This window comes from Marinifilum fragile, from assembly GCF_963677365.1.
In the GTDB taxonomy this organism is placed as follows: Bacteria; Bacteroidota; Bacteroidia; order Bacteroidales; family Marinifilaceae; genus Marinifilum; species Marinifilum fragile.
This window is the reverse complement of the sequence record NZ_OY781962.1, coordinates 1,235,570-1,248,712: the sequence shown is the minus strand read 5'-3', so window position 1 is coordinate 1,248,712 and position 13,143 is coordinate 1,235,570. Positions and strand designations below refer to the sequence as shown.

The following is a 13,143-nucleotide window of genomic DNA, read 5'->3' as shown; positions in this document are numbered from 1 at the left end:
GATAAAATTGGAATACGTCCGAAATTATTGGTTTTGTCGCGATATCAATGTTTTAGATGCAGTTTTGAACTGTAACAAAAACATTGACGCAATGAGTAAAAACGAAAATTCATCAAAATTAAATCGAAGAGATTTCTTTAAAATTGGAGGAATAACAGCCGCTGTTGGTGCAGGTGCCTTAACTACTTTTCCGCAAAAAACTGCAGCCAAAGAATTGGACAAACGTCTTGTGGATAAAATTGTAACCACACATGATGATTTTCCCGTAGAAGTACGATCAGACTATGTTCCACCTCGAAATTGGGATCATGTGCAAGCCCGATCGTTTTTCGTGAACGAAATACGGGCAATTGGTGAAACTGTAGAAGATGATATTGTTGCAGACGGGCAAGCTTTTGTTCAGAAAATGAACTTTGCTTACGACAACGACAAAATCGGTTACAATCAAGCTGATAAAGCCCTGTTAGCAGGTGCATGGGCCATGAATAATTATGCTGCTGGTCCAAGTCCGGCTGCAGTGCCTAACTTTGGAGTAAACTCCTGGGAACAGCGCACTGAAAAAGTGCAATTTGCATTATTTGATAACGACTATGTAGTAAAAGAAAAATACAAGTTTGAAAGCAAACAAGAGGCGGCCAATCAAATTAAAAGAGCTGCTAAACTTTTTGGTGCTGATTTGGTAGGAATTACTCGAAGAGATAAAAGGTGGGATTACAGTAAATTCCTAAATCCGGTTCCTCCTTTATTCAGAAAACCATTGTTGGCTCCTCCAAGCAATGAGCAATTGGAAGAACTTCACAACTGGGGACCTGACAAATTTATTACCGACTGGAGTGACTTTCCCTTTGAACCAAAAACAGTAATTGTAATGGCTTTCAATATGGATTACGAGGGAATTTCCACCTCTCCTTCTTTTGTAGGAAGTGCCGCTGCAGGAGCTGGTTATTCGGAAATGGCAAAAGTTCCTTATCAGTTGGCTGTATATCTTAAAAACCTTGGATTTAACGCTGTTTCTGCCGGTAATGATATGGGATTAAGTGTGCCATATGCTATCGCTGCAGGTTTGGGGGAAGCTTCAAGATTGGGACAAGCCGTAACCTATAAGTATGGTCCTCGTGTTAGACTGGCAAAGGTTTATACTGATTTTGACTTTGTAGAATACGACAAGCCAAAGTCATTTGGCGTAATGGATTTTTGCAAAAACTGCATGCGCTGTGCCGATGCTTGCCCAACCAAAGCCATTTCATTCGATAAAGAACCATCCTTTGAGCCTACTCATGACAATAAAGACAATGCCTGGTACAATGTAAAAGGTGTTAAGAAGTATCATGTTGATGCGAAAAAATGCTTTAAACTATGGGGTGAATTGGGAGATGATTGCGGAATTTGCATGGCATCCTGTCCATACAACAAGCCCGACTTTTGGCATCACCGATTGGTGGATAGTATTACAGCCGCAATGCCTGGTCCGGTGCACGACCTGATGCGTGAAATGGATATACTCTTTGGATATGGTAATGTAGAAGACAAGGAATCCATTAAGAAATTCTACAGTCCTGAAGGCAAAAGCTACGATGGACATTAAAGCATAATGTATTGCAGGTTGCTTCACACAGCAATCCATATTAATCACATTTAAAAATTGAAACACATGATATTTACAGGTATAGAAATATTGTTTTTTTCCCTGGGCGTAATCACCACTCTTGCCACGGGACTTATATATTATTACAATCAAAAATTGAAATTTAATATCTCAACATGGATAAGCAGCTGCATTGGTATGTTCTTATTCATATTTGGAATTGCCTGGTCCTTTAGTTCAATACTGGAAGGCGAGCCTAGAGCAGCGAGTATGGGATTAATCGTTTTCGTGATTCCTTCGCTCATTCTACTTCTTCTATCAAGGAAACTGGCATTAAAAAAAGCGGTAAGCAAATAGTTTTTGTTTCAGGAGATTCGAAGTCATAAACAGATATGGCTTCGATCTCCATTCAATAGGATTCAATACAGTACATGAACCGAACATGTAAATTCAATCATATAATTTACACACAGGTAAATGATTGAATTTCTTGTGAGTTCCATCTGACAAATGAAGATAAATTTAAACAGATGAAAAAATATATCAATTGGATCGCCTGGATAAGTCTGGGCATGGCTTTTTGCTATGGTATCCTCTTTACCGATCATTCACATGAACTTGAGCATTTAAAAATTCTTCAAGCTGAAGACCTTCATCTGAAAGAAGCTGAGGAAGGAGTATATCCCCTTTATAAAAACGAAAAACTTTATGGATATTTAGCAACAGGTTCATCTCAAGGCTATGGTGGACCTTTACAGGTAGCGGTTATAAGCGACACCTGTGGATTAATTATTGGAACAGAACTGATTAAAAGTTTTGAAACACCGTCATTTGTCGCAAAACTCTCCAATAAAAAATACTACAAACAATACGAAGAGAAAAGTTTGAATGATGGATTTCAATTAAAAAAGGATGTAGAAGCCGTATCGGGAGCAACGGTTAGCTCACTTGCCATTGCCAATGCTGCGCGTGATGCTTCCTACCAAATTGCTCATAAGGTATTTCAGCTGGAAACTCTGCGAATTGAGAAAAGCTGGAGACTTACTCCCAAAGAGGGAATTGTTGCATTAATCATTATCATTGCCTTTTTGGCGATCTATTTTAAGAGTAAGAAACTAATATATTTCAACCTGTTTTTAGGCTTGGTGTTTATTGGCTTTCTTTTTAATGCCTCGCTTTCGCTGACTCATTTTGGAAGAATATTATTGGGATACTTTCCGGATATTCATACTCATTTAAGCTGGTGGCTTTTGGTTGCTGCAACACTAAGTATCATCATCATTTGGGGTAAAAATGTGTATTGCACAGCCATTTGCCCATTTAGAGCCAGTCAAATGTTGCTGCATCAGATATCTGGAATTAATATTAAAATGGATCCATCTCTGGCTAAAGCTCTGGCATTCACTCCAAACTTTTTGATTTGGTTGTCGTTGGTCCTGATCTTTATATCTCAAAATCCAAGTTTATCGTCTTATGAACCCTTTGCCATGATGTTCTCTTTAAAAGGCGAAGGCATTCAGTGGTATATTTTGCCTGCAGCACTCATAGGAGCCTTGTTCTTTTCGAATTTCTTTTGCCGATTCTTTTGTCCTGTAGGTGGTATTTTAAAATGGGTAATTGCCAGGAGAAATCAAGTTAAACAGTTGATTCAAAAACACAAACAAGATGCTTAAAAATATTAAAAAGGAAACATTGGCTGGATTTGCACTTTATGCATTCTGTCTTTTATCCATACTACTTTACATTGCCAGTAAGATTTAAAAGCTAAAGACATGAATAATTCAGCTTAGAAAATATAAACTTGTAGTTGGCGCTTGGGTTTATTAAAAAACGGTTTTACCACCATTGTAGTAAAACCGTTTTATTATACTCTCATTTATTTCTTATGACAGTTTTTGCAAGCAACAATTCTTGTACTTTTTTCCTGATCCACAAGGGCAGGCATCGTTACGATTCACTTTTACTTCTTGCTGTATTGGCGATTGAGCGCTTGCAAACATCTGCTCCATATGTTGGTAGTGGTTCTTCCAGTCCGGATCGCGCATTTCACAGAATGCTACTCCTTTTTGAAAGTCGGTAATCTTCCCTTCCATTACATCGATATAATACTGTAATTCAACAGCTGTATGTTTTCCTTCGAACTTTGGCAGAATCTGCTTGAACTTTGCAAGCGTATCTTTTCGCATTAAATCACCTAATACTCTCACATAGTGATCTACCCAATGGAAATTCTCCTTATCAAGCATGGCATGGATTCTTTCGAAATGATTATCCTGCGCATAGTAAAGTGCTTCGAAACAGAAAATGTATGGAGTTTTATTTTCCTTTCTGATGTTCTCTTCAATAAAGAATAAGACTTTCTCCAGAAATGCAACAGGAAATGCTTTGGCCAATAATCCAACCAAATACACTGCTTGTTCGTTCATTACATCCCAGTCTTCCTCGGTGGTAAACATTTCCAACAAAGGCTCGAAAAGCTCTTCGGATAAATGTTTCTCGGCAACCACTGCATACCATAAAGGTGCTGGCAACATGACCCTATGTTTTTCAGAATAATAGGCTTTTCCACTATAGGCGTTTTTAAGGGCATAAACCAGTTTATCATTCAACTCATCGCAAGTTTCATGATTTCTTAGGTAGTCGATTGCTTCGTAAGGAATGCCTGTTGCTTTTGTGTCTATTATATCGAATGCTTGTTTTATTGATCGGATCATATCTTTCATGTTTAGGTGGCAAAGATATGCATTCGCAATTATAATTTGGGAATTATTAATTAAGAATCCATTTGTGTTTAAGAGCAACCTACTAGGAATTGTTTTTTAGTCTTCAAGCCAGACAGGCTCTTACTTTTTCATTGATAAAAAGTAACAAAAATCTAGGTGAAAGCACTCGGCGACCCATAACGGTTTAATGATGAAAAGAAATAATAGTGAAGTTCGTTCCTCACTCCACAGAATTTCTTTTTAATCATCATTTTCACCTATGGGTACCCCACCTGCGTTGCTCATACCAAATCAACTTGAATGGATAATGCGTTTGTTTAATTGAGTTTAGATTTTAAGGAAGTTTGCAAATATTGCCTGAAAGGCAAAGATCAAAGGCGCAAAAATTGCGCCTCTTGTTGATATCAATTGGGATTTTCTATTTGTTTTTTACGCTTACCAAAGCAGCCATCTCCTTGGCTTTTTCTACTGTTGCCACTACATCGGCATCAACAGAATCGTAAGCAAGGGTAACTCCCATTCTTCGATACTCTCGTGTGGTTGGTTTTCCAAACAACCTGAAGTCTGATTTTGGATATACCGCAATCTGATCCAATCCTTCGAAATAAGGATTTTCTCCTTCTTGGTGGGCAAGAATTACCGAACTTGCTCCTACTCTTTCCAAAGTAATTTCAGGAATTGGTAAGCCCAATACGGCACGGCAATGCAACTCGAACTCCGAGAAGTTTTGTGTTCCTGCTAATGTAACCATTCCTGTATCGTGCGGACGTGGTGATAACTCCGAGAACACTACTCCATCTTCGCAAATGAAGAATTCTACTCCCCAAATGCCTGCACCTCCTAATGCAGCGGTTACTTTATCGGCCATTTCCTGAGCGGCTTTTACATCTGCATCAGAGATTAAGGCTGGTTGCCAACTTTGCTGATAATCGCCTCGCTCTTGCACATGTCCAATTGGTGGGCAAAATAGAGTAGGACCTTCTTTTTGTGTTACGGTTAATAAGGTAATCTCTGAGGTAAATTTCACGAAGGCTTCTACAATTACTTCACCTGAATCGCCTCTGCCCTTTGCTCCTGCAATTTCCCAGGCTTTTTGAATATCATCCTGACATTTTACTACCGATTGTCCTTTGCCCGAAGAGGACATTAAAGGTTTTACCACACAAGGCATTCCTACCTCTTCTACTGCGGTATACATTTCATCAAGTGATGTTGCATACAGGTATTTTGCAGTTCTTAAACCAAGATCTTTGGCAGCCAAATCGCGAATGGCTCTGCGATCCATGGTAAAGTTAGCTGCTTTGGCACTTGGTACAACCTGAATTCCCTGCTTCTCGTAATCGTAGAATCTCTCGGTGCGAATTGCTTCTATTTCCGGTACAATTAGGTCAGGCTGATGTTTTGCGACCACTGCATCCAAGGCAGCTCCATCCAACATGTTGATTACTTCGAAGTGATCTGCTACTTGCATTGCTGGTGCATTTTCGTAACTATCAACCGCTACTACTTGTTGTCCCAATCGCTGAGCTGCGATTACAAATTCTTTTCCCAGTTCACCTGATCCTAAAAGTAAAATCTTTTTTAGCATAAATGTGTCTTTCTAAATTAGATAATGGATTTATAAAATTCGTGTTTGGTTGTTTGAAGTGCAAAAATAATAGTTTATAGTTATGAATTGATAAGTGTGAGTAATGATTGGTGAAGTTTTTGGGTGACAGCGGATATCTTATTTCTTAGAGGGAGGAAATGACTGTTCCGCAATGTAATTGTTCTTGCAACTAAAATAATTAGGGTTCTTTTGTCTTCGAGCCAGACGGGCATTTATTGATCTATTCTCCTTAGTTGAAAAAAAACATTACTATTCAGAAACATCACTTAACAGTATCTATCTGATTACCCAACCACCTACAATAGCTTGGTGAAACTACTTTAGGCACTACCCTAACCTATTGCAGAAACCAAGTACATTCTCTATCGGTACTCATCCGACTCCCTATTCAGCTTTAAATAACAATATAATGTCTTTGTAAAGGGACTATTGTTTTGTAAATTGACGAGCGGTTATTGCACAATATATACCTATGGTAGATATGTTGTGCAATAAGTGATATAAAAAGAATAAATTTGACAATGCACTTATAAATACCTTAGTATACATTTAATAGAAATTATTAAACATGAAACAGAACTTACTTTTTTCTATAATACTCTTGACAAGCAATCTGATATTTGGGCAAAACCACACCATTTTAGATAAAATCTATAAGCATTCTTCTGTAATCACAGAAAATGATACCATAAACTACCATACGCACGCCAAACAAGGTATTGATTCAATTAATACTTTATTCTTATATATTCAAGGTTCAAGAGCAAGGTCCTTATATCAACTAAGAGAACGCAATGGAAAAAAATCGATAAAAACAGTTCTGCCATTTAATTTAAATACCATTCCAAATAACTATTTATTTGTTGTTATTTCACGTAAAGGCTTTCCTTTTCTGATGAAAACAAACAAACCATTCTCCACTCCAAAAACATACTTTGAGAATCAAACTCTTCAGTATAGGGCTAATCAAGCGGACCTAGTTATTAACGCTTTGTGTACAAAGTACAACAATAAGTTTGATAAAATAATTGTACTTGGGCATTCCGAAGGCAGTGATGTTACTGCCAAACTGGGAACTATAAATAATAAAATAACCCACTTTGGATATTTGTCTGGAGGTGGCAATACGCAATTTATTGATTTTGTAACTTTTATTAGAAAAGATGTTGACAAAGGAAAATTAACAGAACAACAGGCTCAAAGCAAAATTGATTCATTGTTTAACGATTTAAAAGACATCATGTCCGATCCCAATGCCACTGATAAATTTTGGCAGGGAGAAAATAATAGCTATAACCGATGGAGCCACTTTTCCGAACCTCCGGTTGAAAATTTGTTACAGATAGAGCAACCAATATTTGCTGCCATCGGAACAAAGGATCAAGCTGTTGCTTTAGAATCGGCTTACTTAATCCCAATTGAATTTATAAGACACCGAAAAAACAATCTTACTTTCAAAGTGTATCCAGATTTAGATCATGGATTTGGAAAAGAAATAGAAAGTGGAAAGTTTGAAGAACATTGGGATGATGTTTTTCAAGATTTTCTAAATTGGGTAAATCAAACAGAATAAAAAATGTATGCTTACATTGGCTATAAGTAATTGCTTGTTCTCGCCTACTTCTGAAAATCCTCGCGGATCTTCAGTTTGGTTTGTACTTGCAAAGTTAAGTGCTAACCTTCACAACTACTCATAATCAATACCCTTAGGCAAAATAGTTATGAAGACACAGAAAAATACAAACCTATGGAAAAGATTAAAATAATACTGACTGTAATATTATCAATAATTTTCATTGATAATTTACAATCACAGAATAGTAAAGTTTTTCCAGATTCTACATGGTTAAAACACGATACAATTGAAAAAGTCGGTTATGATTCAAAGAAATTTAATGAAATAAACAGATTCATAATTGATAGTTTAAATACAACTGGATTAGTTGTGATAGTTGACGGAAAAATTCTATTTGATTATGGCGATATAGATGAATTAAGTTATATCGCATCTTGCAGAAAAAGTATATTATCAATGATATACGGGAAATATGTTGAGAATAATACTATCAATTTAGATGAGACTTTAGAAGAACTTGAATTTGATGATATTCAAGGATTACTCCCAATCGAGAAAAAGGCAACAGTCCGAAATTTAATAACAGCAAGGTCAGGAATTTATCATCCTGCTTCTAATGATGGTAGTGATAACAACAATAATCCAGGAAGAGGCTCGATGAAACCAGGGACATATTTTTTATACAACAATTGGGATTTTAATGCTGCAGGGGCAATTTTTGAACAACAAACCGGACTAAACATCTATGATGCATTTAAGAAAGACATTGCTATTCCGATACGAATGCAGGATTTTGAAAGAGAGAAACAAGAAAAATCGGGGAATCAGCGAAAATCTAAATATTTAGCCTATCACTTCTGGTTTTCTACTCGTGATATGGCTCGATTAGGATTGTTAATGTTAAATATGGGAAATTGGGATGGAGAACAAATCATTCCAAAAGATTGGATAAAACTTATAACGAGTGTTACAACTTCAACTGATGAAATGAATTCATATTGGTGTAAAGAAGGTAATTATGCTTATGGATACATGTGGTGGATTTGGGAAAAGTATAATAATCCTGATTTAGAAGGTGCTTATTTAGCAACAGGTGCATATGGGCAATACATTTTGGTAATCCCTAAATTAAATATGGTGATCGCACATAAGACTAAATCAGATTATAAGCGAAATACGGATAAAGATTCATTTGAAAAATTGGTCTATAAAATACTTGATTTAAAAATGAAATAACTACTTTGCCTAGCATTGCATATAAAACATATGGCGGACAATTCTAATGGCATTACATTTATAAACTTTGCAGCGGTTTGATTGGAAATTGCTTTGAAATGCCAAATGCTTCATATCCTTATCCGTTCAAAATGAAAATAATCTATTTACTACTCTTAATTACATTATTCTCTGCGAACCATAGTTATGCGGGAAAAATCAATCTGTCTTAAACTCCGTTAATAATCATACAAACTCTCCCACGAAAGAGCAAATGATTGAAACACTATACCATCTGTATGATAATTTAAAAAGTGAAAACTATTTAAATGCAAGACAGTATTTTATTGATTTGAAAGAAATCAACGATGAGAATTTCATTGAAATTGTATCTGACCTAATTGAAAAACAAGAAATATCGAAGGAAGGAATACAAATACTTTCATCTAAAGGCCAATTCGGTAAACTCGAAAAAGTTTATGGTCAAAAAGGTGTTTCAGAAGCTTCAAGAAAAGATTTGAACATTAATAATTGTTACGGGATTTTTATTGAGAATACAAATATAGAGGCTATGGCACTATGGGATGGAAATCATTTCAAGTTTTTTCAGAATTGATAGTATTGGAAGACTAAAATAGTACATTGGATAAGACAGAGTAAAAACTGCAGTCCTACCCTACCAAGCCAGCACTGCGTTTTTTACTCTAGCCTTTGTGCCCAATTTAAACAAAAGAACTGAAAAATTGGCAACACGGCAACCCACGAAATGTTACAAGCAAGCCCAAAATAGACTATATTAAAGGAATAAAACATGTAAACCGATGAATGAACTAGAATATAGAATTGAAAAAGATACAATGGGTGAAGTAAAGGTGCCAGCTCATTGTTATTGGGGTGCTCAAACAGAACGTTCTCGTAATAATTTTAAAATTGGTCCCGAAGCGTCGATGCCCAAAGAAATAATTCATGCGTTTGCATATTTAAAAAAGGCAGCAGCGATTACAAATCATCAATTAGGTGTATTGGCAGCTGATAAAAAAGAACTGATCGGAAATGTATGTGATGAAATTATTGCAGGCAAACATGACAAGCAGTTTCCTTTGGTAATATGGCAAACTGGTTCGGGGACGCAATCCAATATGAATATAAACGAAGTAATTGCTAACCGGGCACACGTAATGCAAGGTAATAAGTTGGGAGAAGGCAAACTGTATATTCATCCCAATGATGATGTCAATAAATCACAATCGTCCAATGATGCTTTTTCATCTGCTATGCATATCGCGGCATATAAAATGGTAATCGATAAAACTATACCAGGAATAAATGCTCTGAAAGATACATTGCACAGTAAATCACAAGAATTTAAGAACATTGTTAAAATCGGACGTACACACTTCATGGATGCTACTCCACTTACCTTAGGTCAGGAGTTTTCGGCTTATGAGCAACAACTTTTTAATGGTATCAGGGCCATTAACAATGCACTGCAAATGGTTCGTGAATTAGCCTTGGGAGGAACGGCGGTTGGCACAGGACTAAACACCCCCAAAGGATATGATTTATTAGTTGTACAGAAAATTGCAGAGCTCACTGGTATCCCATTTATTACTGCGCCAAATAAATTTGAAGCCATTGCTACTCATGATGCTATGGTTGAATTATCAGGAGCATTGAAACGTTGTGCTGTTTCATTGATGAAAATAGGGAATGATATTCGTTTGTTGAGTTCTGGTCCCCGTTGCGGTATTGGTGAAATTATTATACCAGAAAATGAACCAGGTTCATCTATTATGCCTGGAAAAGTTAATCCTACGCAAACCGAAGCCTTAAGCATGGTATGTGCCCAGGTAATGGGAAATGATGTAGCCGTTTCTATCGGAGGTTCAAACGGACACTTTGAATTAAATGTATTTAAACCACTTATTGGCACGAATGTATTACAATCAGCGCGTTTGATTGGTGATTCCTGCGTCTCGTTTAACAATAAGTGTGCAACAGGCATTCGTCCCAATATCCCTGTGATAAAGCAACATCTTGAAAATTCCCTTATGCTTGTAACAGCTCTTAATTCACACCTTGGATATGAAAATGCCGCTAAAATTGCTAAGAAAGCTCATGCTGAGGATAAAACATTGCGTGAAGCAGCGATTGAACTCAATCTTTTAACTCATGAGCAATTTGATGAATTGGTGAAACCGGAAGATATGTGTGGCCCAACAGATTAGTTGATGTTTTAATACGTCTATAGTAAAACGATTTATTAAATAACTGCACCCTACTTAAACTAATATTTATGGAGTGAGGAAAAAAGAATGATTGGAACAATTAGAATCGCCATTGTCATTTTAAGACCATTTGAGAAAACTGTCCATCCATTGACGAAATTTGTCCATTTTAGAAAGCTTTAATACTCCCAATCTTTGTATTGTCGATATTGACAAACAATATTTAAAGCAATTTAAAATGGAAAATTTAATTAAAACAGAATTCAAAGTTCCAACAAGAGAGCAAGTATCTTCTACAAACCAAGAGATCTTTGATGGTTTAAACAAAGCTTTGGGAATGGTTCCAAATCTTTATGCAACATTAGCCTATTCCGACAATGGCTTAAAACGATATTTGGATTTCCAAAATTCAAAAACATCCTTATCAAACAAAGAAAAAGAGGCAATTAATTTAATTGTAAGTCAAGTAAATGGTTGTATTTATTGTCAAAGCGCGCATTTGGTCCTCGGTAAAATGAATGGGTTTGACGATGCCCAATTGTTGGATATCAGAAAAGGGAAAAGTGAGAATGCTAAATTAAACGCTCTGGTAAAATTGGCAGCAGACCTTACCAAAAATAGAGGTAATGCCAGTACTGGAAATGTTGAAGACTTTTTTAATCAAGGTTATACCAAAGAGAATTTGGTTGATCTTATTCTTCAAATTAGCGATAAAACTGCGATGAACTATTTACACAATCTTACTAAAGTTCCTGTAGATTTTCCCATTGCACCAGCCTTATAATTTATCAACAAAAGAAGGAGAAATCGTAATTAATGTATTTCTCCTTCTCTATAAAAAACTTGAACAATGAGTATAGAAGAAAAAAGATATCCACTCCCTCCTTTTACATTGGAGACTGCTCTTGAAAAAGTGAAAAAAGTAGAAGATGCATGGAATAGCAAAGATCCTGTGATCGTATCAAAAGCTTATACCATAGATTCCGAATGGCGAAATCGGACTCAATTTATCAATGGACGAGAGAAAATTGTCAAATTTCTGATCGATAAATGGAAAAAAGAAAGGAATTATAGATTAAAAAAAGAGCTTTGGGGGTTTCGTGGAAACAGAATGGCTGTAAGATTTGAATATGAATTTCAAGATGAAAACAACCAATGGTACAGAGCCTACGGAAATGAGCTTTGGGAGTTTGATGAAAATGGATTGATGCAAAAACGTTTTGCAAGTATCAATGATATGAAGATTGAGGAAAGTGATAGAAAGTTAATGTAACTTTGGACTTATGATACAAAAAAATAGTTTCACTCTTATTAATCCACAAACAGGAAGTTTGGCTTTCAAATTATTCTATTTCGAAAAGAATAACCCTTTTGACCATATTCAAAGATTGAATTATTACTCAATGGTTTGGATAACAAAAGGAAAAGGAAGTGTAAAAGCAGATTTCTCTGAGTATAACTTCAAGGAAGATGTACTATTTTCATTTTCACCTTATCAACCCTTTATGCTTAATCTAAATGGAGAAATCAAAGGTTGGGTTATCAATTTTCATCCGGATTTCTTCTGCATTCACAAACATCACAAAGAAGTAGCTTGTAATGGTGTATTGTTTAATAATATTTACAATCCTCCTTTAATTCAAATTGATGAGAAGACAAGAATAAACTTTGAAACTGTAATAGAGCAATTGAAGACCGAAATGCAAAATCCTGCATTGGCACAATATGAACTATTGATTTCCTATTTAAAAATATTCTTGATTACTGCATCGAGACTCAAAATCGAACAGCATGCAAAAGGAAATGAAGTAACTGTAGAAAAGGAAAAACCTTTTATTTTACAAAACCTAAAAAACGCCATCGAGCTACATTATAAAACAAAGCATTCTGCACGTGATTATGCGGATATACTGTCAATAACACCCAAGGCCTTAACGAAATTGACTAAAACTCATTTAAACAAGACCTTGACCAATTTAATTACGGAACGAATAATTATTGAGGCTAAACGAGAATTATATTTAACTAATAAAAGCATAAAGGAAATTGCTTTTGAATTAGGATATAATGATGAATATTATTTTAGCCGATTATTCAAAAAACACACAGAAGTTGCACCACAACTTTACAGAGAAACTGTTGGCTTTGACAGGGCTAATGCAAGCTTGTGAAAATGTAAAACGAGCACACACTATTTTGTATTAATA

At 35.8% G+C, this 13,143-nt stretch carries 12 protein-coding genes; 10 read left to right on the top strand and 2 right to left on the bottom strand.

The window, feature by feature from the left end; translation table 11 throughout:
* Positions 1-91: 91 nt before the first annotated feature.
* The 3 genes from ACKPCA_RS04820 (at position 92) to ACKPCA_RS04810 (ending at position 3,258) form a co-directional block, all read left to right on the top strand.
* Positions 92-1,585 carry a reductive dehalogenase gene (locus tag ACKPCA_RS04820; protein ID WP_321281703.1) on the top strand — a complete coding sequence of 498 codons (1,494 nt, stop codon included), beginning with the start codon at positions 92-94 and terminating at the stop codon, positions 1,583-1,585.
* A gap of 66 nt (positions 1,586-1,651) precedes the next feature.
* Entirely contained in the window at positions 1,652-1,942 is a 291-nt protein-coding gene (locus ACKPCA_RS04815; RefSeq protein ID WP_321281702.1) for a hypothetical protein, read from the top strand.
* Between the two features lie 173 nt (positions 1,943-2,115).
* Entirely contained in the window at positions 2,116-3,258 is a 1,143-nt protein-coding gene (locus ACKPCA_RS04810) for an FMN-binding protein (RefSeq protein ID WP_321281701.1), read from the top strand.
* A gap of 210 nt (positions 3,259-3,468) precedes the next feature.
* On the opposite strand, the gene ACKPCA_RS04805 is transcribed toward ACKPCA_RS04810, so the two are convergent.
* Both ACKPCA_RS04805 and purT read right to left on the bottom strand, forming a co-directional pair.
* Positions 3,469-4,299: a YecA family protein gene (locus tag ACKPCA_RS04805; protein WP_321281700.1), complete on the bottom strand. Its 831-nt coding sequence runs from the start codon at positions 4,297-4,299 to the stop codon at positions 3,469-3,471.
* A 427-nt stretch (positions 4,300-4,726) separates the two neighbouring features.
* A complete protein-coding gene (gene purT, locus ACKPCA_RS04800; RefSeq protein WP_321281699.1) occupies positions 4,727-5,896 on the bottom strand; it encodes a formate-dependent phosphoribosylglycinamide formyltransferase in 1,170 nt (389 codons plus the stop codon).
* Between the two features lie 589 nt (positions 5,897-6,485).
* Here purT and ACKPCA_RS04795 point away from each other — a divergent pair.
* The 7 genes from ACKPCA_RS04795 to ACKPCA_RS04765 all read left to right on the top strand — a co-directional run bounded on the left by ACKPCA_RS04795 (position 6,486) and on the right by ACKPCA_RS04765 (position 13,107).
* A complete protein-coding gene (locus tag ACKPCA_RS04795; RefSeq protein WP_321281698.1) occupies positions 6,486-7,490 on the top strand; it encodes an alpha/beta hydrolase in 1,005 nt (334 codons plus the stop codon).
* Positions 7,491-7,664: 174 nt separating this feature from the next.
* Positions 7,665-8,729: a serine hydrolase domain-containing protein gene (locus ACKPCA_RS04790; protein WP_321281697.1), complete on the top strand. Its 1,065-nt coding sequence runs from the start codon at positions 7,665-7,667 to the stop codon at positions 8,727-8,729.
* A 253-nt stretch (positions 8,730-8,982) separates the two neighbouring features.
* Positions 8,983-9,324 carry a hypothetical protein gene (locus tag ACKPCA_RS04785; RefSeq protein WP_321281696.1) on the top strand — a complete coding sequence of 114 codons (342 nt, stop codon included), beginning with the start codon at positions 8,983-8,985 and terminating at the stop codon, positions 9,322-9,324.
* A gap of 205 nt (positions 9,325-9,529) precedes the next feature.
* Positions 9,530-10,936, top strand: a complete 1,407-nt coding sequence (gene fumC, locus ACKPCA_RS04780; RefSeq protein WP_321281695.1) for a class II fumarate hydratase — start codon at positions 9,530-9,532, stop codon at positions 10,934-10,936.
* Between the two features lie 238 nt (positions 10,937-11,174).
* The gene (locus ACKPCA_RS04775; protein WP_321281694.1) at positions 11,175-11,720 is read left to right on the top strand and encodes a carboxymuconolactone decarboxylase family protein; all 546 of its coding nucleotides are present in this window, start codon (positions 11,175-11,177) and stop codon (positions 11,718-11,720) included.
* Between the two features lie 66 nt (positions 11,721-11,786).
* On the top strand, positions 11,787-12,209 hold the full coding sequence (locus ACKPCA_RS04770; RefSeq protein WP_321281693.1) for a nuclear transport factor 2 family protein: 423 nt from the start codon (positions 11,787-11,789) through the stop codon (positions 12,207-12,209).
* A gap of 10 nt (positions 12,210-12,219) precedes the next feature.
* Positions 12,220-13,107, top strand: a complete 888-nt coding sequence (locus ACKPCA_RS04765) for a helix-turn-helix domain-containing protein (RefSeq protein WP_321281692.1) — start codon at positions 12,220-12,222, stop codon at positions 13,105-13,107.
* Positions 13,108-13,143: the final 36 nt, after the last annotated feature.

Bases quoted from the DNA above. Each gene is read 5' to 3' on its own strand.
- ACKPCA_RS04820 (WP_321281703.1), top strand. From the start codon at position 92: ATGAGTAAAAACGAAAATTCATCAAAATTAAATCGAAGAGATTTCTTT.
- ACKPCA_RS04815 (WP_321281702.1), top strand. From the start codon at position 1,652: ATGATATTTACAGGTATAGAAATATTGTTTTTTTCCCTGGGCGTAATC.
- ACKPCA_RS04810 (WP_321281701.1), top strand. From the start codon at position 2,116: ATGAAAAAATATATCAATTGGATCGCCTGGATAAGTCTGGGCATGGCT.
- ACKPCA_RS04805 (WP_321281700.1), bottom strand. From the start codon at position 4,299: ATGATCCGATCAATAAAACAAGCATTCGATATAATAGACACAAAAGCA.
- purT (WP_321281699.1), bottom strand. From the start codon at position 5,896: ATGCTAAAAAAGATTTTACTTTTAGGATCAGGTGAACTGGGAAAAGAA.
- ACKPCA_RS04795 (WP_321281698.1), top strand. From the start codon at position 6,486: ATGAAACAGAACTTACTTTTTTCTATAATACTCTTGACAAGCAATCTG.
- ACKPCA_RS04790 (WP_321281697.1), top strand. From the start codon at position 7,665: ATGGAAAAGATTAAAATAATACTGACTGTAATATTATCAATAATTTTC.
- ACKPCA_RS04785 (WP_321281696.1), top strand. From the start codon at position 8,983: ATGATTGAAACACTATACCATCTGTATGATAATTTAAAAAGTGAAAAC.
- fumC (WP_321281695.1), top strand. From the start codon at position 9,530: ATGAATGAACTAGAATATAGAATTGAAAAAGATACAATGGGTGAAGTA.
- ACKPCA_RS04775 (WP_321281694.1), top strand. From the start codon at position 11,175: ATGGAAAATTTAATTAAAACAGAATTCAAAGTTCCAACAAGAGAGCAA.
- ACKPCA_RS04770 (WP_321281693.1), top strand. From the start codon at position 11,787: ATGAGTATAGAAGAAAAAAGATATCCACTCCCTCCTTTTACATTGGAG.
- ACKPCA_RS04765 (WP_321281692.1), top strand. From the start codon at position 12,220: ATGATACAAAAAAATAGTTTCACTCTTATTAATCCACAAACAGGAAGT.